The following is a 22,867-nucleotide window of genomic DNA, read 5'->3' as shown; positions in this document are numbered from 1 at the left end:
GACAGCCCGCGAATTGCTGGTTGTGCCGTTCAATAATTCAACGCTAAAAAAGGCGCAACCCTGTTTTCCCTGGTGTTGGCGCAGTATTCGCGCACCCCGGCCTGGCCGGGGTCATTTTTTTCCAGCTTCCGCAACCCACGCTTTTAATACGCTAACGTCATGTTGCCACTCTTGTTTCAGCTCTTCGATCCATTCACCGACATTATCAGACCACGCAGGCAAGTCCGGGGACTGAATTTGCTGGGCAACCTGCTGTAAATGTCGCAAACCAACGGAGCCTGCCGCACCTTTAATTTTATGCCCCTCTTCCACCACGCCTTTGTTATCCCGCGCGGTCATATTGGAATCGAGCACCTCTAAATAACCCGGCATCATTTTTTCAAACATCGCCAGGCCATCGGTAATGAGTTTTGGGCCCACCAGCTCGATATATTGTTCGAGCATCGGAATATCGAGTAATGCTTGCTGTTTTTCACTATCGACTTTTGTCACCACAGGCTCCTTATCCGTTATCTGCTTATCCCAGAATTTTTGGATCATCGACATCAAGGCCGGCACGGCGAGCGGCTTACTCAGCACGTCATCCATCCCGGCCTCAAGATACTCAGTCTTGTTTTTCAGCACGTTGGCCGTGAGCGCCACCAGCGGCGGCAGTTCCTCTTTGCTAAAGCGTTTATTCAGCTCGCGAGAAATATCAAGCCCGGTCATATCCGGCAACTGGATATCCAGCAGCACAAGGTCATATTCGCCCGGTATAAACATCTCCAGCGCATCTTTCCCAGTCATTGCTACGTCAACGCTATTGCCAAGCTTCTCGAGTACAGAACGCGCCACGATGACGTTAAGCTCAATATCCTCCACCAGCAGCACATGCAGGGCTGGCAGCGGCATATCGTCATCTTCCAGCGTGTCTTCCACTTCCTCAGCCACGCTCGGCGCCTGAACGGTCAGCGTGAACAGCGAACCTTCACCCGGCTTGCTGGTCACGGTAATATCCCCGCCCATGCTTTTTGCCAGACGGCGAGAAACCGCCAGCCCAATCCCCGTTCCTGTCGCGGGCTTGCCGCCGTGACTGTCTTTAACCTGATAGTACATAGCAAAGATTTTGTCCTGCTCGTCCACCGGAATGCCAATCCCGGAGTCCTGAACCTCAAAGCGTAGGCAGCTCTCTTCTTCGTAACGAACGCGTACCGTGACTAATCCCCCCTTCGGCGTGAACTTCACGGCATTGCTGATCAGGTTCCAGAGGATCTGGCGCAGACGCGTCCCGTCAGTCACCACCTTGTGCGGCAGCGGCAGCGCTGGGTCCATCACAAATGACAGCCCTTTCTGCTGAGCCTGCAGGCCTGAGAGGTTTTCCAGATCGGCAAGGAAGCTGGTGAAATCCACCGGCTGGTTATCGAGCTGCACTTTGCGGCGCTCGAGCTTATCCATATCAATGATATCGTTGAAAATATTTCCCAGCGTGATGGCCGACACGTGGATCGTTTTCAGGTAATGGGTCTGCTCGGCGGTGAGATCGGTGTCCAGCAGAATACGGCTCAGGCCGACAATGCCATTCAGCGGCGTACGCAGCTCGTGGCTGATGGTGGAGATAAAGGTGGTCTTGTCCCGGCTCGCACGCTCCAGCGCGTCCTGATAGCGTTTACGCTCGGTAATATCGCGGCCAAAGCCCATCAGCCCGTGGCGTTTACCGACACGGTCGTAATAAGGCACTTTACGAATTTCAAAGCAGGCTTTGCGGCCATCCGGGTAATCCAGCCACTGCTCATAGGTCAGAGAGACATTATGACGAAACACTTTTTCGTCTGTTTCCAGCACTTTCTCAGCGGCTTCGGCAGAGTACACATCCTGCGGCTTGAGATGGATAAGCTGTTTCTCGCTCTTGCCGGTCAGCAGCTCCATCGCCCGGTTGCAGCCTGAAAACTCCCGGTCTTCGTTGCGGTAGAAGACCAGATCGGGCGAAGCATCAAGGAAAGAGCGCAGGAAAGAGGATTGTTGCTCAAGCCGGATTTGCGTCTCTTCACGCTCCTGCATCTCAACTTTAAGCTGCTCCAGCATGGTCTGGCGCTCGGCCTCCGCTTTGACACGGTCGGCGATTTCCTGGTTTAGCTGGGCTATATTGTCCTTAAGCTGCACGTTCAGAATGAGGTCGCGCTCGCGCATCTCCTCCAGCTTTTCCACCAGCTTCGACAGCCGCTGCCTGGACTCCTCAAGCTGTTCAACCACAACCGACAGGAAGTAAACCGCCCAGGGCGTAATCAATAAACCAAAGAAGATAGAGCGGACAACGTCGATACTTTCAACCTGGCCGCTCAGCAGCATGGTGACGGCCATTTGCACCACCATCGCCAGCACGACCAGCGCCGAGGCCAGCAGCAGGGAGAAGCGCACCAGCCCCAGCTTCACCATAAGATCAACGTAATACTGCGCCAATAACCGAATTTGCTTCATGGAACGATTCCTTCGCCTTGGATGCGCTAAATATACCGCAAAAAGGAACCGGGCTCAGGATTTACGAAAGAACTGAGAGATCCCACGGCGTACCCAGCGCTGACCCCTGCGCCCCGTGCGTCAGCAAATACCTGTCGATATCCACCATCGCGGCCCAGCGGTTCTCACACCATAAAGGCGCAAGCAAGGTTGGGCGCCGGGCATTAGCCGAAATACGATGGAACACGACATCAAGCGGTGTATGGCGAATCATTTCTCCCGCGGTGACGACATACTCATCCAGCGCGATCCCCTCAAGGCGACCAGCCCGCCAGCTTTTGGCCATTATGCTGCCGTCAACAATATGCAAAGGATGCAGCTTCAGGCCGTCCACACCGGTTTCAACCACTTTCTCCAGCGTGTCCATACATTGCTGCTGGCCTTCACCCGGTAAACCGACAATAAGATGGCTGCAAACTTTTAAACCTCTCGCTCGGGCCCGGCGGGTAGTTTCCTGATAACAGGCAAAATCGTGCCCCCGGTTGATACGGTGCAGCGTTTTGTCATTCGCCGTCTGTAACCCCAGCTCCAGCCATACCTCATAGCCCTGTGCATGATAATCGCTTAGCAAATCCAGCACGCTGTCGGGCACGCAGTCAGGCCGGGTACCGACGCACAGCCCCACGATGCTGGTCTGGCTCACCGCCTGCTGGTACATCGACCGCAACACCTGCACTTCAGCCCAGGTGCTGGTATAGGCCTGGAAATAGGCCAGATAGCGCTGAGCGCGGTTCACCCGGCTGGCCTGGTGTGCGAGCTGCTCAGCGATGGAATTGTGCTGCTGCGTTTCGTCAGCGAAAGAGGCCACGTTGCAAAAAGTACAGCCGCCTCGCCCGATAGTCCCATCGCGATTGGGGCAACTGAAACCACCATGCAGCGTGAGTTTATGGACTTTTTGCCCATAGCGACGAGAGAGATCGCCGCCAAACATATTGACTAATTTCTGTAACTGCATAATCTGATGGGCCGTCCCGAAAAAGGGACCTAGCCTGCCATTTTCTTCTCGCACCGGCGATGACCTGGATCAATCGCTTCGGCGCAGCCTTATCTATTGCATATAAACTCAAAATAAGTGCAACTCTATTCACATAACACTTGATTACTTTTCCTTATGACGCCACCCTTTATTTAAAGAATATGACGAACGGTGAAAAACAGTGTCATGCTGCACTCCGCGGGGGTTAAGCAGCATATCATGCTGGCAATATCATTCATGCCAGCATGGTCTGGAGTTTCACGGCCTTTCGGATAGTGAGGACGATCACATAACACTCGGCGTTCACCGTCGTCCCCTCACAGCCAAAAAAGCAAAAAAAACCATTAAATTCATTTAATTAAGCCACTCTTAGTACGATTCCGTATAAATAAGAATGCCATTTGACCTGTGTGCTCTTTCCCGATAAGTTGGAAATCCGCTGGAAGCTTTCTGGATGGGTTCTGTGCCCATCATATTTATGCAGTAATTGAGATTCCCTCTAAAGCAAGTCCTCAACACTTGTGACACCGGATGCGTTGGACATTAAGAGGGCGACACGCGAGGCAAGCGTATGATGCGCAAACCCCGTCGCCATGCCCTTGCTGCGTCCACGCGCAAACGGTTGGGAGTAACGTAGAGCCTGGGGAGGTTCACTGATATGTTGTACGATAAATCCCTTGAGAAGGATAACTGTGGTTTCGGCCTGATCGCCCACATAGAAGGCGAACCTAGCCACAAGGTAGTGCGTACCGCTATTCACGCGCTAGCCCGCATGCAGCACCGTGGTGCCATCCTTGCCGACGGTAAAACCGGCGACGGTTGTGGCCTGCTGTTGCAAAAACCCGATCGTTTCTTCCGCATTGTTGCAGAAGAACGCCAGTGGCGTTTGGCCAAGAACTATGCCGTTGGCATGATTTTCCTGAACCAGGATGACGCGCTTGCCCGCGCCAGCCGCCGCATTGTTGAAGAAGAGCTGCAAAACGAAACTCTGTCTATTGTTGGCTGGCGTGAAGTGCCGGTGAACAAAGACGTGCTCGGTGAAATCGCCCTCTCCTCTCTGCCACGTATTGAACAAATATTCGTTAACGCCCCGGCGGGCTGGCGCCCTCGTGATATGGAACGCCGCCTGTTTATCGCCCGTCGCCGTATCGAAAAACGTATCCAGGAAGATAAAGACTTCTATATCTGCAGCCTGTCTAACCTGGTGAACATTTATAAAGGTCTGTGTATGCCGGCTGACCTGCCGCGCTTCTACCTGGACCTGGCTGACCTGCGCCTGGAATCGGCCATTTGCCTGTTCCACCAGCGTTTCTCCACCAACACCGTGCCACGCTGGCCGCTGGCTCAGCCGTTCCGCTATCTGGCGCACAACGGCGAAATCAACACCATCACCGGTAACCGCCAGTGGGCGCGCGCCCGTACCTATAAATTCCAGACGCCGCTGATCCCCGATCTGCACGACGCTGCGCCGTTTGTGAACGAAACCGGCTCCGACTCCAGCTCCATGGATAACATGCTTGAGCTGCTGCTGGCCGGCGGGATGGATATCGTGCGCGCCATGCGTCTGCTGGTTCCGCCTGCATGGCAGAACAACCCGAACATGGACCCCGAGCTGCGCGCCTTCTTCGACTTTAACTCCATGCATATGGAGCCGTGGGATGGCCCGGCCGGGATCGTGATGTCTGACGGACGTTTCGCCGCCTGTAACCTGGACCGTAACGGCCTGCGTCCGGCGCGCTACGTGATCACCAAAGACAAGCTCATCACCTGCGCCTCTGAAGTCGGAATCTGGGACTACCAGCCGGATGAAGTGGTAGAGAAAGGCCGCGTTGGCCCGGGTGAGCTGATGGTTATCGACACCCGTGTCGGGCGTATTCTGCACTCCGCTGAAACCGATGCCGAGCTGAAAAGCCGCCATCCGTATAAAGAGTGGATGGAGAACAACGTTCGCCGCCTGGTGCCGTTTGAAGACCTGCCGGATGAAAAAGTAGGTTCGCGGGAGCTGGACGACGATACGCTTGCCAGCTATCAGAAACAGTTTAACTACAGCAGCGAAGAGCTGGATTCAGTGATCCGCGTGCTGGGCGAGAATGGCCAGGAAGCCGTGGGTTCAATGGGCGATGACACCCCATTTGCCGTGCTTTCCAGCCAGCCACGCATTATTTACGATTACTTCCGCCAGCAGTTTGCGCAGGTGACCAACCCGCCAATCGATCCGCTGCGTGAAGCGCACGTTATGTCCCTGGCCACCAGCATTGGCCGTGAAATGAACGTCTTCTGCGAGGCAGAAGGCCAGGCACACCGCCTGAGCTTTAAATCGCCGATTCTGCTGTGGTCTGATTTCCAGCAGCTCACCACGCTGGAAGAGGAACACTATCGCGCCGATACGCTCGACATCACCTATGACGTGACCGAGAAGTCGCTGCACGAAACGGTGATGGCGCTGTGCGACGAAGCTGAACGCATGGTTCGGAATGGCACCGTCTTGCTGGTGTTGTCCGACCGTAATATTGCGAAAAATCGCCTGCCGGTTCCGGCCCCGATGGCCGTAGGCGCCATCCAGACTCGCCTCGTTGAAAAGAGCCTGCGCTGCGATGCCAACATCATTGTTGAAACCGCCAGCGCCCGCGATCCGCACCACTTCGCCGTGCTGCTGGGCTTCGGTGCGACCGCTATCTACCCGTATCTCGCCTATGAAACCCTGGCGAAGCTGGTCGACAACGGCGCCATCGATAAAAACTACCGCACAGTGATGCAAAACTACCGCAACGGCATCAACAAAGGGCTGTACAAGATCATGTCCAAAATGGGCATCTCGACTATCGCCTCTTACCGTTGCTCTAAGCTGTTCGAAGCGGTGGGTCTGCATAAAGAAGTGTCCGAGCTTTGCTTCCAGGGTGCGGTCAGCCGCATCGGCGGGGCAGGCTTCGGCGACTTCCAGCAGGATCTGCTGAACCTGTCCAAACGCGCCTGGCTGGTACGTAAGCCGTTGGATCAGGGTGGCCAGCTGAAATTCGTTCACGGCGGGGAATACCACGCCTATAACCCGGACGTAGTGCAGACGCTGCAAAAAGCGGTGCAAAGCGGCGAGTACAGCGACTATCAGCAATACGCGAAACTGGTTAACGAGCGCCCGGTCGCCACGCTGCGCGATATGCTTGCGCTGAATCCGCAGGACGAGTCCGTCAAAATTGAAGACGTTGAGCCAGCGACCGAGCTGTTCAAACGCTTCGATACCGCGGCAATGTCCATCGGCGCTCTGAGCCCGGAAGCACACGAATCCCTGGCTGAAGCGATGAACAGCATCGGCGGGAACTCTAACTCCGGCGAAGGCGGTGAAGATCCGGCGCGCTACGGCACCAATAAAGTGTCCCGTATCAAGCAGGTTGCTTCCGGCCGCTTCGGGGTGACGCCTGCCTACCTGGTCAACGCCGACGTTATCCAGATTAAAGTTGCGCAAGGCGCGAAGCCGGGCGAAGGCGGTCAGCTACCGGGCGATAAAGTGACGCCTTATATCGCCAAGCTGCGCTACTCCGTGCCGGGCGTGACGCTGATTTCCCCTCCGCCTCACCACGATATTTACTCTATCGAGGATCTGGCGCAGCTGATTTTTGACCTGAAGCAGGTTAACCCGAAGGCGATGATTTCCGTGAAGCTGGTTTCCGAACCGGGCGTCGGCACCATCGCAACGGGCGTAGCCAAAGCCTATGCGGACCTGATTACTATTGCCGGCTACGACGGCGGCACTGGGGCAAGTCCACTGTCATCCGTGAAATACGCGGGCTGCCCGTGGGAGCTTGGTCTGGTGGAAACCCAGCAGGCACTGGTGGCTAACGGCCTGCGCCATAAGATTCGTCTGCAGGTGGACGGTGGCCTGAAAACCGGCCTCGACATCATCAAGGCAGCAATTCTTGGGGCAGAAAGCTTCGGTTTCGGTACCGGGCCAATGGTTGCGCTGGGCTGTAAATACCTACGAATTTGTCACCTGAACAACTGCGCTACCGGCGTGGCAACTCAGGATGACAAACTGCGTAAAAACCATTACCACGGCCTGCCGTTCAAAGTGACCAACTACTTTGAATTCATCGCCCGCGAAACCCGAGAACTGATGGCGCTGCTGGGCGTGAAACGTCTGGTTGATTTGATTGGCCGTACCGACCTGCTGAAAGAGCTGGACGGGTTTACGGCGAAGCAGCAGAAGCTGGATCTCTCTGCCCTGCTGAAAACGGCTGAACCGATGCCGGGCAAAGCGGTGTACTGCACCGAGCATAACCCGCCGTTCGATAAGGGCGACCTTAACGCACAGCTGCTGAACCAGGCACAGGCGTATGTGGACGACAAGCAGAGTAAAACGTTCTGGTTTGATATTCGCAACACCGACCGTTCGATTGGAGCTTCTCTCTCCGGCTACATTGCCCAGCAACATGGCGATCAAGGCCTGGCGTCTGACCCAATCAAGGCGCACTTTAACGGCACCGCAGGCCAGAGCTTCGGCGTCTGGAACGCGGGCGGCGTTGAGCTGCACCTGACCGGCGATGCCAACGACTATGTCGGTAAAGGTATGGCGGGCGGGCTGATTTCTCTGCGTCCACCGGTAGGCTCAGCCTTCCGCAGCCACGAAGCGACCATTATCGGCAACACCTGCCTGTATGGTGCCACCGGCGGGAAGATGTATGCCGCAGGCCGTGCAGGCGAGCGTTTCGCGGTGCGTAACTCCGGGGCGATCACCGTGGTTGAAGGCATCGGTGATAACGGCTGTGAATACATGACCGGCGGCATCGTCTGTATTCTGGGCAAAACGGGGGTTAACTTCGGGGCCGGTATGACGGGCGGTTTCGCCTACGTACTGGACGAAGACGGTGAATTCCGCAAACGCGTGAATCCGGAACTGGTTGAATTACTGAATGTGGAAGAGCTGGCGATTCATGAAGAGCACCTGCGAGGCATGATCACCGAACACGTTCAGCTGACCGGCTCCCAGCGCGGCGAAGAAATCCTGGCCAACTGGCCGGCATTCGCCTCGAAATTCACCCTGGTTAAACCGAAGTCCAGTGATGTTAAAGCATTGTTGGGTCACCGCAGTCGTTCCGCAGCTGAGCTGCGGGTGCAGGCGCAGTAAGAGGTCACGATGAGTCAAAACGTTTATCAATTTATCGACTTGCAGCGCGTTGATCCGCCGAAGAAGCCGCTGAAGATCCGCAAAATTGAATTTGTGGAAATCTACGAGCCGTTCTCTGAGGGGCAGGCCAAGGCTCAGGCCGACCGCTGCCTCTCCTGCGGCAACCCGTACTGCGAGTGGAAGTGCCCGGTTCATAACTACATTCCAAACTGGCTGAAGCTGGCCAATGAGGGGCGCATTATTGAGGCAGCCGAGCTGTCTCACCAGACCAACAGCCTGCCGGAAGTCTGCGGCCGCGTCTGCCCTCAGGACCGTCTTTGCGAAGGCTCCTGCACGCTGAACGACGAGTTCGGGGCGGTGACTATCGGTAACATCGAGCGCTATATCAACGATAAAGCGATTGAGATGGGCTGGAAGCCGGATCTGACCGGCGTGAAGCAAACCGGTAAGCGCGTGGCTATCATCGGGGCAGGCCCTGCCGGGCTTGCCTGTGCCGACGTTCTGGCACGTAACGGCGTGAAGGCGGTGGTTTACGACCGACACCCAGAAATCGGCGGTCTGCTGACCTTCGGTATTCCAGCCTTTAAGCTGGAAAAAGAGGTGATGACCAAGCGTCGCGAAATCTTCAGCGGGATGGGGATTGAATTCAAACTCAATACCGAAGTGGGCCGCGACGTGCAGATGGACGAGCTGCTGAGCGAATACGATTCCGTGTTCCTGGGCGTCGGCACCTATCAGTCGATGCGCGGTGGTCTCGAAAATGAAGACGCGCCTGGCGTGTATGACGCCCTGCCGTTCCTCATCGCCAATACCAAGCAGATCATGGGCTTCGGCGAAACAGCTGAAGAGCCGTATGTCAGCATGGAAGGTAAACGCGTTGTCGTGCTGGGCGGCGGGGACACCGCTATGGACTGCGTGCGTACTTCAGTGCGCCAGGGTGCAACCCACGTGACCTGTGCCTACCGTCGTGACGAAGAAAATATGCCGGGCTCTAAACGCGAAGTGAAAAACGCGCGCGAAGAAGGCGTGGAGTTCCAGTTCAATCTGCAGCCGCTGGGCGTGGAAATTAACGCAAATGGCCGGGTGTGCGGTGTGAAAGTGGCCCGTACCGAGCTGGGTGCGCCGGATGCGAATGGCCGTCGTCGCCCGGAGATCGTCGCCGGCTCCGAGCACGTATTGCCTGCCGATGCGGTGGTAATGGCCTTCGGTTTCCGCCCTCACAGCATGACCTGGCTGGAGCAGCACAGCGTTGAGCTGGACAGCCAGGGGCGCATTCTCGCACCAGAAGCTAGCGAGAACGCTTTCCAGACCAGTAACCCGAAAATCTTCGCCGGTGGCGATGCGGTTCGTGGTTCCGATCTGGTGGTCACCGCTATTGCTGAAGGGCGCAAAGCGGCTGACGGGATTATGAACTGGCTGGAAGTGTAAAAGGCCATCCCGGCTCCCCAAAATAGGCGAATGCTTATGGATGGGGAGCCGATATTTTCACCCTCAATACTACTGTCCTCTCTCTTTGAAAGCTGCTCGCAAATCCCGCCGAAACTGGATGTAATTCAACCATCACAGATTGACCCCTTTACCCGTCGAGCGTATTGATGACGCTATCTTGCCTGGTTCGTTCACAGATAGCACTGGCAGCACGGAAAACTGAATCGGATGAGTATTGACCATCAGCCCGCCATGGCACAACCTCCCCTCAAACCGCTCCCAAGGGGGGGATATCTTTTAGCCTTCCAGCAGACTAGCCCCTACCTTCACCACCACTTTTTTGATTTCCTCCGCTTCATCTACCCAACAGCCCGGTTTATGCGGCTCCCCCGGCATAAACACGGCGAACATGCCCGGCGTCAAAGTCACGCTCTGTTCATTAGCCATCTCACGACAAAGCTGATAGTCGTCTTCCACATGCCAGGTTTCACAGTAACGAGCGCTCCCGCTGACGCCAAACGCAACCTGCTCCGTACCGGATAACAGCAGCTGAATGTCGATATACTTTTGATGCAGCTCCGCTTTTTTACTTTCCGCAGGCTGCGTGGTAAACGCCATGACGTTCATAAAAATATCATCCCCCTGCAGCTCATAGCGCCCCGGGAGTTGCTCCTTCGGGATGGCGGTTAACGCCAGCTTTAGCGCCTCAACCAGTACGGGATGTAACCCCACTATATCCAGCGCCTGAATATCACCTATGACCATCACTTCTCTCCCTGAGCCAACAACGCGGCCCCCAGTAAGCCGGCATCGTGCCGATAATGTGCCGGCTGTAACCTAACCTGATAGGCCTCCGGCTCCTGCGCCAGATAGGTTTCAACCTGTGCCAGATAGCCTTCCGCCAGCCCTACGCTGCCGCCGATAACGACACACTGGCAGTCGGTGGTCGCTTTAATATCGGCTACCAGCCGCGCCAGCGTGTGCGCCGAGCGGTTAATGAGGCGAGTGGCCTGCTCATTACCCTGCCCGGCGCGTGTGAAGACCGTTTTGGTATCACATCCGGCCAATTCACCTTGTGCTGCGGCCGTAATACCGCGCCCTGAGGCGATCGCCTCCACGCAGCCACGGCGGCCACAGCCGCATGTCGGCCCACCAGGATCGGCCAACGTATGCCCGAAATGCCCCGCAAGTCCCCCGGCACCGCGCAAGAGTTTGCCGTCATTTACCACACCGCCTCCCACGCCGGTTGAGACGGTAATAAATACCATGTCACGAAAGTCGCCGCGCAAGGCGTGGTATTCCGCCCAAGCCGCCGCCTGGGCATCATTCACCGCCAGCGTCGGCAAACCGGTCAGTTCCTGTAGGGTATCGACCAGGGGAAAATGTAGTAGGCCCCCCAAGTTATCGGGATTAATCGCCAGCAGTACGCCGTCGCGAATAATACCGGTAGAAGCTATCGCTACCCGCTGCGCGCGGGAAATCAGCGGGGCGACGAGCGCCTGCAATGCCGCACGCAGAGCATCCGGCGTTCGGCTGGCGGGCGTAGCAAGTTCACGACGCTCATGCAGGCTCAAGTCGTCGTCCACCAGGGCTGCGGCAAGTTTGGTACCGCCAATGTCAATCGCTAACGTGGTCATAGCACCGCCTGTTTCAACGCTACGTTATACCACTGGCAAATATGTTCCAGACGCGTGATCGCCGATCCCACTGTCACCGCCCAGGCACCGTTTCGCATGGCTTGTGCCGCCTGCGCAGGCGTGTTGTATCTTCCTTCAGCAATAACGCGGCATCCCGCATCACTTAAGACTTTAACCAGCGCAAAGTCAGGTTCATCTGGCGTTTCTGCGGTGGTGTAACCGGAAAGCGTAGTGCCGATGATGTCTGCGCCCAGCCGCTGGCAGACCATGCTATCCTCCTGGGTTGAGCAATCGGCCATCGCCAGTAAACCGTGCCGATGAATCGCTGCCAGCAGCGATATGACCGTAGATGGGCGAATGCGGTCCGTGCCGTCGATGGCGATAATATCGGCACCGGCCAGTGCCAGCGCATCAACATCCTCGGGGAAAGGCGTAATACGCACCGGAAAGTCGTTCAGGTCACGCTTGAGAATCCCAATAATCGGAATGGAAACCACTGCGCGGGTTGCGCGTAAGTTCGCAATACCTTCAATACGCAGCGCCACGGCTCCCGACTGCTGCGCTGCCAGCGCCATCGCGGCCACAATATCAGGTTTGTCCAGCGGGCTGTCTGGAACCGGCTGGCAGGACACAATCAGTCCGCCTGACTGAGAAATACCTTCATTCAGTTGCTCGAGTAAAGACATCGTCACTTCCTCATGGATTGCCCGACAGACGCCGGGCTCCCTCATTAATTTTTACTTTTCACCCATCCGCTCTTGCTGCTGCCAAACGGCACCGCCCCGCTGAACGGCCTGCCATCAATGGCGTCGTGAGTGCGCAGCGCTTCCGGGCGGATCCACCGCTGGACACGCGTTGGCATATCGAGGCCAATCAGTAAGATCACTACAAACGTCAGGCAGAAGGAGAGCGAGCCAAGCGCGGTGCCCAGATCCAGTCGCTGGGCGATCAGTGCCCCCAGGATCGGCGCCAGTGCACCGCCAAGCGCCCCCACGTTGTAGGTAAAACCTAATCCCGCCGCGCGCTGGTCGGTATCGAAATAGCCACCGATAAGTTTCGGTAAGATCCCCGAGATCCCCTGTCCCAACATCTGCTGGAAGAACAGTAAGAAGCCCAGTACCCACACGTTGGTACCGCCAATGGCAAAGACCGGGATGATCAGCAGTTGAGAGGCCAGCAGGCTGCAAACATAGGCTTTACGGGTTCCTAACCAGTCACCGAGGAAACCGCCGACGCAGCAGCCCACAGCCGCGCCGAAGCCGCTGAAGAACAGCACGTTAGCAACGGTGTGTGGATCGTAGGCCAGCTCGGTTTTCAGGTAGGTCGGCAGTAATGCCTGAATTGGCCAGGAGTAGAGGAAGGCAAACAACACCACCACCATTAGCATCACGCTGGTCGGCCAACGCTTTCCACTGCTCTGTACCATAAAGCTGATGAAGATAATGGCGCATACCAGCCCCAGCAGCGCCACCAGCCCGGCAATACGCATCCCGCCGGCAAAGCAGTACCACAGCGACACTCCTGCCACGCAGGTCATGATAATGTTCATCACCCGATACTGACCGCGATAGAGAATATCGACCATGGTGCGAACCGGCGCTTTACCTTCGTGTTTCTGCTTCCAATCTTCAGCTTCCGGGATGTTTTTACGTAGCCAGAGCGCGAAGACAATCGGGACGATGCCGATGAAAAAGAGCGCGCGCCATCCCCAGACCGGCACCACAAGGCTATAGACCTGGGCTGCAACCACTGCGCCGACGGAAAAACCCGAGATTAAAAAGCCGCTGGCTTTATTACGCAGATGCTTTGGCCAGCTTTCGATAACGTAGGTCGCGCTAGAGCCATATTCCCCCGCCATCCCCATGCCAATCACCAAACGAGCAATAAACAAGGAGGTGTAGCCCGGTGCGAAACCACAGGCTAGCGTGCCGACGGAAAAGAGAATAATGCTGGTGACCATCGCCAGCCGCCGGCCATAGCGGTCACCCATCGCGCCAAGCATCAGGCCACCAAACCAGCGAGAGATAAAGGCGGCCGAAATCAGACTTGCGGCCTGAACGGTCGTCAAACCAAATTCACCCTGTACTTCCGTTAGGACCAAAGCGATTAAGACAAAATCAAAACCATCAAGCAGATAACCCAGCCAGGCGGCGGAGAAAGCTCGCCATTGCGCTCGGTTGAGACAGCGATACCACGGGATATTCTGGGCAGAAGGACTCATTGTATGCTCCCGACGATCTTTATTTTCGTTGTTATGCCGGATGGCGTCTGCGCCTTATCCGGCATCCACTTAGCCGCGTTCCTGCATTAGCTGCTGCGCCAGCGCTTTAAGCTCTGGCAAATATTGTTCATCAACGGGGGCAAACGGATTGCGGCACAGCGGCACTGTCAGCACATCCATAAAGTGCAGAACCGTTTTCAACCCACGGAAGACACCCACTTTAATCAGCGTGTCGATAACTTTATTACACTCGGCCTGTAGCGCTTGGACCTTCAGGATATCGCCTTCTTTCAGCGCCTTAACGATTCCCATGTAGCGCCAGCCCATGATGTTGTATGTGCTACCGATGCCACCGTCCGCACCGGCCAACAGGCCGGAGGCGAAGATCTCATCGTAGCCGTTGTACAGCACTAGATCCGGGTGTTCACGGCGGATCTGCTCCATCTGATAAAGATCGCCGGATGTTTGCTTTAATGCGCCAACGCCGGGCAGCGTCACCAGAGTATTGATCTGATCCAGCGTCAGTTTTACCCCACTTAGCGCCGGAATGTTGTAGACCACCATCGGTAATCCATCAGCAGAATCAATAATTGCCCGATAGTGATCGCAATGCTCGCCAAAGCTGAATGGGTAATAAAACGGCGTGACCGCTGAAACCGCATCGAAGCCGCAACGCTTTGCCGCCCGTGCCAGCTGCTGGCTTTCCGCAGTGCTGATGCAACCGACGTGGGCAATGAGGGTGATTTTGCCTTTTCCCTCTTCGGCGACAATTTCCAGCACCTCTTCACGTTCAGCGAGACTCTGGGTAAACGCCTCCCCGGTTGATCCTCCGACATACAGCCCATCAATACCCAGAGCAATGTTGAAACGAACCAACCGCCGCAGGCTGTGCTGGTCAATCTTCTGCTGTGCATCGAAAGGGGTTAGAAGCGCGGGTATCACGCCGCGTAAATTGCTAGCCATACATACCTCGTAGTGATGTTTAACTGAATCATCTGTGTACCTTTATACCTGTTATACCAGATAGCTTTTACCACGGCGTCATACAGAAAGCTTATTGTGGGATCGACTTCACTAAATCGATCGTGACGCGAGGATCATGTACAGGATTTTTTGGCTTTACCGAAGGCGTGCCAGGTGGCAGAAACGCTATTGAGGTGAGTTTGTAGAGCGCGGTCAGCTTCATCCGGATCGCGGGCGCGAATGGCATCGACAATAGAGATATGCTGTTGATAGCTCACGTTATTGTGTTCGTGAAGCGCCTGTTCGGCCACCTTAGGACGGGCGGCAATCAGCCAATCAAGCAGCGCGACGTGGATCGCCATGAAGATCGGGTTGCCGGGAATTTCCGCCAGCACGCGGTGGAAGTCGACGTCTGAACGCATAAACTGAGCGTTGTCATCCAGCGACTGGCTGTTGATCTCCAGCGCTTTGCCCAGCAGCGCAATCTGTTCATCCGTGGCATGTTCGGCGGCATAGCGTACCAGGCTTGATTCGAAAAACAGCCGCAGCTGCTCGAAATGGGCGATACCGCCTGGGTGTGACAGGAAATCTTTCGCCATCCCAGAGAGCTCGCCAATAATAGTATCCGCCGAAGGACGCGAGACGCGCGCGCGTTCGCCATTATTGATTTGTACCAGTCCCTTACGCTTGAGCGCGGCCAGCGCTTCACGCACCGATGGGCGCCCGACGTTAAAGAACGCCATCAGTTCACGCTCGGACGGCAGCTGCCCTTCCTCACCAAACTCGCGGCGGCGGATCATCTGCTCCAGCTCTTCTTCCACCATTTCAGACAGTTTTTTGCGCGCCAAAGGACGGCGACGCAGGCTGTTGCCGATAGTGTCTTCTGAGTTGGCGTCAAATTCGCTCATGGGTACCGTTTAACCAGGATAATGGGGAAAATTTATAACATTTTCATCATATCACAAAACGTGCGGGTGAAATGAGAGTGAGGACAGGAGTGAAAGGCTGAAAAAAAACAGACCCATTGGGTCTGTTTTCAGCTTTTACTTCACGACCCGGAGCGCCGGACGACCACCGCGAGGCGGCGGCGGATCGTCATCCGGGTTATTGTCATCATCGCCGTGATCCGGGCGATCGCCGTCAATAACCTGCATAACTGTTTCAGTCTCACCGATAACGGGCTGGTCATCGTTGTGGCTTTCAGCGTCTTCATCATAGCCCGCTTCCGGCTCAAACATGGTGCCCGCGCCATTTTCACGTGCATAGATAGCCAGCACGGCAGCCATAGGTACGTTAACCTGGCGAGGTACGCCGCCGAAACGCGCGTTAAAGCGCACTTCGTCATTGGCCAGCTCCAGATTCCCTACGGCTCGCGGGGCGATGTTCAGCACAATTTGCCCGTCACGCGCATACTCCATCGGAACCTGTACGCCCGGTAGTGTGATATCTACCACCAGATGCGGCGTGAGCTGGTTATCCAGCAGCCACTCATAAAAGGCCCGCAGCAGATAAGGACGGCGCGGCGACAGCTGCGACATATCCATCAATTAGCCTCGGGTCTGCAGACGCATTTCGCGCTCAGGTTCGGTCAAAGAGGCCAGGAAGGAGTCACGCTCGAAGACGCGGGTCATGTACCCTTTCATCTCTTTGGAGCCCGCACCTGTCAGCTCAATGCCCATCTGCGGCAAGCGCCACAGCAGCGGAGCCAGATAGCAGTCGACCAGGCTGAACTCGTCGCTCAGGAAGAAAGGCTTCTGGGTAAAGACCGGGGCGATACTCAACAGCTCTTCACGCAGCTGCTTACGAGCGGCTTCCGCTTCCTGCGCTGAGCCGTTCATCACCACGTTCATCAACGAATACCAGTCTTTCTCAATGCGGTGCATGTACAGACGGCTTTCACCACGCGCAACCGGATAAACCGGCATCAAAGGTGGGTGCGGGAAACGCTCATCAAGGTATTCCATGATGATGCGGGATTCCCACAGCGTCAGCTCGCGGTCAACCAGGGTCGGTACGCTGTGATTGGGGTTGAGGTCAATCAGATCCTGAGGCAGGTTATCCGTTTCCACATGCTCAATTTCAACGCTAACACCTTTCTCAGCCAGGACGATACGGACCTGGTGGCTGTAGATGTCAGTAGGACCGGAAAACAGCGTCATCACCGAACGTTTGTTGGCAGCGACAGCCATGAAAACCTCCAAGTTTATCCAGAAAATTACTGCTAATAGCCGCAAGCGGCGACTAACCTGACCGTTATTACCCAATGCTTCGCCGAAACATCGCTGACGCCTTATCAGGGCGAAAACAACTGGATGCCGACATTTGGGCAGAAAATTGGATGATAGTTTACCAGATTTTACTGGTTTTGTGGTGGTCGTATATCGAATTTGCCTGAAAGGCAAATAATTTCAAAATGTTAGAAGCAATAATATAAATTACAGGCATAAAAAAACCCGGTACCAGGACCGGGCTTTTTGCCAACTGTCTTGCTGCCTGAACAGGCAGAGAACAATTAACGTTTGGAGAACTGAGGACGACGACGTGCTTTACGCAGACCGACTTTCTTACGTTCAACCTGACGAGCATCACGGGTAACGAAGCCAGCTTTACGCAGCTCGGAACGCAGGGACTCATCGTACTCCATCAGAGCGCGGGTGATACCGTGACGGATCGCACCAGCCTGACCAGAGATACCACCACCTTTAACGGTGATGTACAGATCCAGTTTCTCAACCATGTCGACCAGTTCCAGCGGCTGACGAACTACCATGCGGGCAGTTTCACGACCGAAGTACTGTTCCAGAGAACGTTGGTTGATAACGATTTTGCCGTTGCCCGGTTTGATAAACACGCGAGCTGCGGAACTTTTGCGGCGACCAGTGCCGTAGTATTGATTTTCAGCCATTGCCTATAATCCCGATTAAATGTCCAGAACTTGCGGTTGCTGTGCCGCGTGGTTGTGCTCGGTGCCCGCGTAAACTTTCAGTTTACGGAACATTGCACGACCCAGCGGGCCCTTTGGCAGCATGCCTTTAACCGCGATTTCAATCACACGCTCAGGACGGCGGGCAATCATCTCTTCAAAGGTCGCTTGTTTGATACCACCGATGTGGCCGGTGTGGTGGTAGTACACTTTGTCAGTACGCTTGTTGCCGGTTACAGCAACTTTGTCAGCGTTCAGAACGATGATGTAATCACCAGTATCAACGTGCGGAGTGTATTCCGCTTTGTGCTTACCGCGCAGACGGCGAGCCAGTTCAGTAGCCAGACGACCTAAGGTCTTACCTTCAGCATCAACGACATACCAGTCGCGCTGTACAGTTTCTGGTTTAGCTGTAAAAGTTTTCATTAAAAGCTTACCCAATATATAGTTACACGTTGGTGAACACCCAAACGTTTAAAATCAGTCGAGGTTCACGCGACATTGTCCAGCAAACCTACCCCTTCGAATAGCCTATGCCGGCACGACAAAAGTTTTGGGAAAAAAACTTTGGTTGTAACGTGGGGTCGCAAGATTATAGAGAAGTCGACCTCAAAGATCGACCACAATTTGTCGTTGATATCACATATTCATCGTCACGGCAGATGAGGCCGGCGTAAATACTCTTCACTTTGCATTTCCTGCAGCCTGGAAAGACAACGCTGGAACTCAAACTTAAGCCTTTCCCCTTGATAAATATTGAATAGCTCGGTCTCAGCAGACACCACCAGCTTGACGTGGCGCTCATAGAATTCGTCCACCATAGCGATAAAACGGCGTGCCTCACTCTCCATCAACGTTGTCATCACCGTTACATTAAACAGCAGAACGGTGTGGAACTGGCGCGAAAGCGCGATGTAATCATGTTGGCTGCGCGCGTCCACGCATAGCGTGTTGAAATCGATAGCCAGCGTCTGGTTTGCGGCCCCCATCGTCACCATTGGCCGATGGTTGATTTCCAGTACCGGCGCCCCTTCGCGCTTTGCCCCGGCCAGAGCGACATAAAGCTTTTCCATTTGCAGCGCGGAGTCTGCATTCAGCGGTGACAGCCAAAGGTGCGCCTGAGTCAGCGTTCTCAGGCGGTAATCAATCCCGGCATCCACGTTCATCACGTCGCAATAGCGTTTGATTGCTTCGATGGCGGGTAAGAACCGCGCGCGCTGCAGCCCATTGCGGTACAAATCATCCGGCGGGATGTTCGACGTGGCCACCAGCGTGATGCCTCGCGCAAAAAGCGCTTTCATTAATGTACCCAGCAGCATGGCATCGGTGATATCAGAGACAAAAAATTCGTCGAAGCACAGCACATCCGTTTCGGTCTTAAAGCCGTCAGCAATAATTTCCAGCGGATCCGTGTGGCCCTGCTGCTGCGCCAGCTCTTCGTGAACCCGAAGCATAAAGCGGTGAAAGTGGAGCCTGAGTTTGCGCTCTCCCGGCAAACTCTGAAAAAACATATCCATCAGCCAGGTTTTACCTCGCCCCACGCCTCCCCACATATACAAACCCCGGGCGGGCTCCTGCCCGGCCTGAACCTCTTTTTTACCGAACAGCTTGCCGAACTTAGTCAGCAACCCACCGGCAGGCGCGGGCGTAGGTGCAACGGACAATGCTTGCCAGATAGCGTCCAGGCGCATAATCGCTTCGCGCTGCACATCATCAGGTTGAAAACTGCCTTCTGCCAGGGCCTGCTGGTAGCGCGATGCAGGAGAGAGATTTTGCATGGTATTATTATCTTCCCTTTATAATCGGATAGCCGTTCACTGCCTTTTTCGAACCGGTTGTCCAAAAAAAGGCCGTTCTACCCTAAGCGATGCAGCGTCAGGATTCCACTTCTCTTAGGTTAACGGTTATAGTGGCTACATTACCCTACGGAATCACAAGATAACGGGAGAAGTTCATGACTTGGGAATATGCGCTTATTGGGTTAGTAGTGGGCCTTATTATCGGCGCCGTAGCCATGCGTTTCGGCAATCGTAAGCTGCGCCAACAGCAAGCTCTGCAGTATGAGCTGGAAAAAAACAAAGCGGAGCTTGAAGAGTACCGCGAAGAGTTAGTCAGCCATTTTGCCCGCAGCGCCGAGCTGCTGGATAACATGGCGCACGATTATCGCCAGCTGTATCAGCACATGGCAAAAAGCTCCAGCAGCCTGCTGCCGGAGATGACAGCGGAAGCCAATCCGTTCCGTAACCGTCTTGCCGAGTCTGAAGCCGGGAACGATCAGGCGCCGGTTCAGATGCCGCGCGATTATTCAGACGGTGCTTCCGGCCTGCTTCGCGCCGGTGCAAAACGCGATTAATCCCTGTTTTAGCTTTTCCGGGGCACAGTTCAGGTGCCCCATCCTTTCCTGACCCAGCTATCATTTAATTATCTTGTGCTTTCTTATTACGCCATTGTGAGTCGATTGATCTTTCAATAACATCAATTGCGTGAGTGGGCATTCCTTTTTCCAGGTGACGAGAGCCAGCATCCAATGAAGAAACAAACACGGCTGTTGAATGCATTAGCGTTAAGCGTCGCTCTGACGCTCGGCGTATCCCCTCTGGCAAGCGCGTCACTGCCTTCCCAGGTTCCAGGCCAGCCGGCTTTGCCAAGCCTTGCGCCGATGCTGGAAAAAGTCTTACCGGCGGTCGTCAGCGTACAGGTTGAAGGCACCGCCTCAGCGTCCAGCCAGAAAGTGCCGGAAGAGTTCAAAAAATTCTACGGCGATGAAGCCCCCTCCGACACACCTCAGCAGTTTGAAGGCTTGGGTTCCGGCGTCATCATCAACGCCACAAAAGGCTATGTCCTGACCAACAATCATGTGATTAATCAGGCACAGAAAATCAGCGTGCAGCTGAATGACGGGCGTGAATTTGATGCCAAACTGATTGGCGGGGACGATCAGAGCGACATCGCGCTACTTCAGTTGCAAAACGCGACCGGGCTTACCGAAATCAAAGTGGCCGACTCTGACAAGCTCAAAGTGGGTGATTTTGCGGTTGCGGTGGGTAACCCATTTGGCCTCGGTCAAACAGCGACTTCCGGCATCGTTTCCGCACTGGGCCGCAGCGGCCTGAACCTTGAAGGTCTGGAAAACTTTATTCAAACAGATGCTTCAATCAACCGGGGTAACTCCGGCGGCGCGCTGCTCAACCTGAACGGCGAACTGATTGGCATCAACACTGCGATTCTTGCTCCCGCAGGCGGCAGCGTAGGGATTGGTTTTGCTATCCCGAGCAATATGGCCCAAACCCTCGCCAAACAGCTGATGGAATTTGGTGAAATCAAACGTGGCCTGCTGGGAATCAAAGGCATGGAGATGAACGCCGACATCGCCAAAGCGTTTAACCTTTCCACCCAGCGCGGTGCCTTTGTCAGTGAAGTTCTGCCTCAGTCAGGGTCGGCAAAAGCGGGCGTTAAAGCCGGGGATATCATCACCAGCCTGAACGGTAACCCGCTGAGCAGTTTCGCCGAATTACGAGCGAAAATTGCCACAACCGAGCCCGGCACCGTGGTGAAACTGGGCTTGCTGCGCGACGGCAAACCACTGGAAGTGAGCGTGACGCTGGACAAGAGCACCGCCTCTTCCGCAAGCGCAGAAATGATCCTGCCGGCGCTGCAGGGTGCCACGCTAAGCGATGGGCAACTGAAGGACGGCGGCAAGGGCATTCGTCTGGATAACGTGGATAAAGGCACGCCTGCGGCTCAGGTTGGTCTGCACAAAGACGATATCATCGTCGGCATTAACCGTGAGCGAATTCATACTATCGCCGAAATGCGCAAAGTGCTGGAAACCAAGCCTGCGGTCATTGCGCTGCATGTTGTTCGCGGCGAACAGAGCCTCTATTTGCTATTGCGTTAACGGAAGCAGAGAAACGGACATCGTCTGTACGATGTCCGTCCAACTCATGCTATTCTGCGGTCGATCTCTCACTTATTAACTCAAACTCATGTTTCTAAAGATCTTACGTTCGGTGATCATTGGGCTGATTGTTGCGGGGCTGCTGCTGCTCGCGATGCCGTCGTTACGCAAAGCCGTTGGCCCACTTGCGCCTGCACAATATGACAGCACCGACGAAACGCCGATGAGCTTTAATCCGGCCGTGCGCCGCGCTGCCCCGGCGGTAGTGAACGTGTACAATCGCAGCGTCGGCAATAACGGCCAAAACCAGCTTCAAATCAAGACGCTAGGCTCCGGCGTTATCATGGACGGACGCGGCTACATCATTACCAATAAACACGTGATCAACGATGCCGAGCAGATCATCGTTGCGCTCCAGGACGGGCGAGTGTTTGAAGCCCTGCTTATTGGGTCCGATAGCCTGACCGACCTGGCTGTGCTGAAAATCAACGCCACCAACCTGCCGATCATTCCTATTAACGGCAAGCGCCAGCCCCATATTGGCGATGTGGTCATGGCCATCGGTAATCCTTACAACCTGGGGCAGACGGTCACGCAGGGCATTATCAGCGCGACCGGCCGCATCGGCCTGAGCCCTTCGGGCCGACAGTCGTTCCTGCAAACTGACGCCTCAATTAACCGCGGTAACTCCGGCGGGGCGCTGGTGAATTCGCTCGGGGAACTGATGGGCATCAACACCCTGTCGTTTGACAAGAGCAATGACGGCGAAACGCCGGAAGGGATTGGTTTTGCGATACCGACCCAACTGGCGACCAAAATAATGGATAAGCTCATCCGCGATGGCCGGGTTATTCGAGGCTACATCGGCATTGGCGGCAGAGAAATCACCCCGCTGCATGGCCCTTCCACCGGCATCGATCAGCTACAAGGGATTATCGTTAATGCTGTATCCCCGGACGGCCCGGCAGCTCAGGCTGGTATTCAGGTTAACGACGTGATTATCTCGGTTAACCACAAACCGGCTATCTCGGCGCTGGAAACCATGGACCAGGTGGCGGAAATTCGCCCAGGCTCGGTGATTCCGGTCGAAGTCATGCGTGAAGACAAGAAACTCACGCTGCAGGTCACCGTGCAGGAATATCCCGCCGGAAGCTAAACGGCAGACATAAAAAAACCGGAACCTGAGTTCCGGTTTTTTTTATCCAGGGT

General features: G+C 55.2%; 18 protein-coding genes. 5 read left to right on the top strand and 13 right to left on the bottom strand.

Going from position 1 to position 22,867, the window contains the following annotated elements; genetic code table 11:
• Positions 1–111: 111 nt before the first annotated feature.
• Complete coding sequence (arcB, locus tag AAIE02_RS22110; protein ID WP_008454851.1) at positions 112–2,454, bottom strand: aerobic respiration two-component sensor histidine kinase ArcB; 2,343 nt, start codon at positions 2,452–2,454, stop codon at positions 112–114.
• 61 nt (positions 2,455–2,515) lie between these two features.
• The gene (mnmL, locus tag AAIE02_RS22105; protein WP_034807687.1) at positions 2,516–3,448 is read right to left on the bottom strand and encodes a tRNA modification radical SAM protein MnmL/YtqA; all 933 of its coding nucleotides are present in this window, start codon (positions 3,446–3,448) and stop codon (positions 2,516–2,518) included.
• A 679-nt stretch (positions 3,449–4,127) separates the two neighbouring features.
• On the opposite strand from mnmL, the gene gltB reads away from it, so the two are divergent.
• Both gltB and AAIE02_RS22095 read left to right on the top strand, forming a co-directional pair.
• Positions 4,128–8,588: a glutamate synthase large subunit gene (gene gltB, locus AAIE02_RS22100; RefSeq protein ID WP_008454856.1), complete on the top strand. Its 4,461-nt coding sequence runs from the start codon at positions 4,128–4,130 to the stop codon at positions 8,586–8,588.
• A 9-nt stretch (positions 8,589–8,597) separates the two neighbouring features.
• Positions 8,598–10,016, top strand: a complete 1,419-nt coding sequence (locus tag AAIE02_RS22095; RefSeq protein WP_498533260.1) for a glutamate synthase small subunit — start codon at positions 8,598–8,600, stop codon at positions 10,014–10,016.
• 297 nt (positions 10,017–10,313) lie between these two features.
• Here AAIE02_RS22095 and nanQ read toward each other — a convergent pair whose 3' ends face one another.
• From nanQ to zapE, 11 genes are all read right to left on the bottom strand, one after another.
• Positions 10,314–10,781 carry an N-acetylneuraminate anomerase gene (gene nanQ, locus AAIE02_RS22090; protein ID WP_498533259.1) on the bottom strand — a complete coding sequence of 156 codons (468 nt, stop codon included), beginning with the start codon at positions 10,779–10,781 and terminating at the stop codon, positions 10,314–10,316.
• A complete protein-coding gene (nanK, locus tag AAIE02_RS22085; RefSeq protein ID WP_498533258.1) occupies positions 10,781–11,653 on the bottom strand; it encodes an N-acetylmannosamine kinase in 873 nt (290 codons plus the stop codon). Before nanK ends, nanQ begins: the two co-directional genes overlap by 1 nt.
• Positions 11,650–12,339, bottom strand: a complete 690-nt coding sequence (locus AAIE02_RS22080) for an N-acetylmannosamine-6-phosphate 2-epimerase (protein WP_498533257.1) — start codon at positions 12,337–12,339, stop codon at positions 11,650–11,652. The genes nanK and AAIE02_RS22080 overlap by 4 nt, the downstream gene beginning before the upstream one ends.
• Before the next feature lie 44 nt (positions 12,340–12,383).
• A complete protein-coding gene (locus tag AAIE02_RS22075) occupies positions 12,384–13,874 on the bottom strand; it encodes an MFS transporter (RefSeq protein WP_498533256.1) in 1,491 nt (496 codons plus the stop codon).
• Positions 13,875–13,943: 69 nt separating this feature from the next.
• Positions 13,944–14,837: an N-acetylneuraminate lyase gene (nanA, locus tag AAIE02_RS22070; protein WP_498533255.1), complete on the bottom strand. Its 894-nt coding sequence runs from the start codon at positions 14,835–14,837 to the stop codon at positions 13,944–13,946.
• 134 nt (positions 14,838–14,971) lie between these two features.
• Positions 14,972–15,745 carry a transcriptional regulator NanR gene (gene nanR, locus AAIE02_RS22065; RefSeq protein ID WP_498533254.1) on the bottom strand — a complete coding sequence of 258 codons (774 nt, stop codon included), beginning with the start codon at positions 15,743–15,745 and terminating at the stop codon, positions 14,972–14,974.
• Positions 15,746–15,880: 135 nt separating this feature from the next.
• Positions 15,881–16,381 carry a ClpXP protease specificity-enhancing factor gene (sspB, locus tag AAIE02_RS22060; RefSeq protein ID WP_166877734.1) on the bottom strand — a complete coding sequence of 167 codons (501 nt, stop codon included), beginning with the start codon at positions 16,379–16,381 and terminating at the stop codon, positions 15,881–15,883.
• 3 nt (positions 16,382–16,384) lie between these two features.
• Entirely contained in the window at positions 16,385–17,026 is a 642-nt protein-coding gene (sspA, locus tag AAIE02_RS22055; protein ID WP_008454872.1) for a stringent starvation protein SspA, read from the bottom strand.
• 323 nt (positions 17,027–17,349) lie between these two features.
• Complete coding sequence (rpsI, locus tag AAIE02_RS22050; protein ID WP_000829818.1) at positions 17,350–17,742, bottom strand: 30S ribosomal protein S9; 393 nt, start codon at positions 17,740–17,742, stop codon at positions 17,350–17,352.
• A 15-nt stretch (positions 17,743–17,757) separates the two neighbouring features.
• The gene (gene rplM, locus AAIE02_RS22045) at positions 17,758–18,186 is read right to left on the bottom strand and encodes a 50S ribosomal protein L13 (RefSeq protein WP_008454874.1); all 429 of its coding nucleotides are present in this window, start codon (positions 18,184–18,186) and stop codon (positions 17,758–17,760) included.
• Positions 18,187–18,413: 227 nt separating this feature from the next.
• Positions 18,414–19,538 (bottom strand): cell division protein ZapE, encoded by a 1,125-nt coding sequence (gene zapE / locus AAIE02_RS22040; RefSeq protein WP_498533253.1) that lies wholly within the window; start codon positions 19,536–19,538, stop codon positions 18,414–18,416.
• Between the two features lie 176 nt (positions 19,539–19,714).
• Between zapE and zapG the strand changes: the two genes are divergently transcribed.
• The 3 genes from zapG to degS all read left to right on the top strand — a co-directional run bounded on the left by zapG (position 19,715) and on the right by degS (position 22,814).
• Complete coding sequence (zapG, locus tag AAIE02_RS22035) at positions 19,715–20,113, top strand: Z-ring associated protein ZapG (RefSeq protein WP_008454880.1); 399 nt, start codon at positions 19,715–19,717, stop codon at positions 20,111–20,113.
• A gap of 174 nt (positions 20,114–20,287) precedes the next feature.
• The gene (gene degQ / locus AAIE02_RS22030; protein ID WP_498533252.1) at positions 20,288–21,658 is read left to right on the top strand and encodes a serine endoprotease DegQ; all 1,371 of its coding nucleotides are present in this window, start codon (positions 20,288–20,290) and stop codon (positions 21,656–21,658) included.
• Between the two features lie 88 nt (positions 21,659–21,746).
• Positions 21,747–22,814 (top strand): outer membrane-stress sensor serine endopeptidase DegS, encoded by a 1,068-nt coding sequence (gene degS / locus AAIE02_RS22025; protein WP_008454882.1) that lies wholly within the window; start codon positions 21,747–21,749, stop codon positions 22,812–22,814.
• Positions 22,815–22,867 lie beyond the last annotated feature (53 nt).

The organism is Cedecea sp. Ae19-4, assembly GCF_059801165.1.
This window is presented reverse-complemented; position numbering and strand designations above follow the sequence as displayed.

What these genes read in the sequence shown, in the direction of transcription:
- arcB (WP_008454851.1), bottom strand. Translation starts at nt 2,454, where the DNA reads ATGAAGCAAATTCGGTTATTGGCGCAGTATTACGTTGATCTTATGGTG.
- mnmL (WP_034807687.1), bottom strand. Translation starts at nt 3,448, where the DNA reads ATGCAGTTACAGAAATTAGTCAATATGTTTGGCGGCGATCTCTCTCGT.
- gltB (WP_008454856.1), top strand. Translation starts at nt 4,128, where the DNA reads ATGTTGTACGATAAATCCCTTGAGAAGGATAACTGTGGTTTCGGCCTG.
- AAIE02_RS22095 (WP_498533260.1), top strand. Translation starts at nt 8,598, where the DNA reads ATGAGTCAAAACGTTTATCAATTTATCGACTTGCAGCGCGTTGATCCG.
- nanQ (WP_498533259.1), bottom strand. Translation starts at nt 10,781, where the DNA reads ATGGTCATAGGTGATATTCAGGCGCTGGATATAGTGGGGTTACATCCC.
- nanK (WP_498533258.1), bottom strand. Translation starts at nt 11,653, where the DNA reads ATGACCACGTTAGCGATTGACATTGGCGGTACCAAACTTGCCGCAGCC.
- AAIE02_RS22080 (WP_498533257.1), bottom strand. Translation starts at nt 12,339, where the DNA reads ATGTCTTTACTCGAGCAACTGAATGAAGGTATTTCTCAGTCAGGCGGA.
- AAIE02_RS22075 (WP_498533256.1), bottom strand. Translation starts at nt 13,874, where the DNA reads ATGAGTCCTTCTGCCCAGAATATCCCGTGGTATCGCTGTCTCAACCGA.
- nanA (WP_498533255.1), bottom strand. Translation starts at nt 14,837, where the DNA reads ATGGCTAGCAATTTACGCGGCGTGATACCCGCGCTTCTAACCCCTTTC.
- nanR (WP_498533254.1), bottom strand. Translation starts at nt 15,745, where the DNA reads ATGAGCGAATTTGACGCCAACTCAGAAGACACTATCGGCAACAGCCTG.
- sspB (WP_166877734.1), bottom strand. Translation starts at nt 16,381, where the DNA reads ATGGATATGTCGCAGCTGTCGCCGCGCCGTCCTTATCTGCTGCGGGCC.
- sspA (WP_008454872.1), bottom strand. Translation starts at nt 17,026, where the DNA reads ATGGCTGTCGCTGCCAACAAACGTTCGGTGATGACGCTGTTTTCCGGT.
- rpsI (WP_000829818.1), bottom strand. Translation starts at nt 17,742, where the DNA reads ATGGCTGAAAATCAATACTACGGCACTGGTCGCCGCAAAAGTTCCGCA.
- rplM (WP_008454874.1), bottom strand. Translation starts at nt 18,186, where the DNA reads ATGAAAACTTTTACAGCTAAACCAGAAACTGTACAGCGCGACTGGTAT.
- zapE (WP_498533253.1), bottom strand. Translation starts at nt 19,538, where the DNA reads ATGCAAAATCTCTCTCCTGCATCGCGCTACCAGCAGGCCCTGGCAGAA.
- zapG (WP_008454880.1), top strand. Translation starts at nt 19,715, where the DNA reads ATGACTTGGGAATATGCGCTTATTGGGTTAGTAGTGGGCCTTATTATC.
- degQ (WP_498533252.1), top strand. Translation starts at nt 20,288, where the DNA reads ATGAAGAAACAAACACGGCTGTTGAATGCATTAGCGTTAAGCGTCGCT.
- degS (WP_008454882.1), top strand. Translation starts at nt 21,747, where the DNA reads ATGTTTCTAAAGATCTTACGTTCGGTGATCATTGGGCTGATTGTTGCG.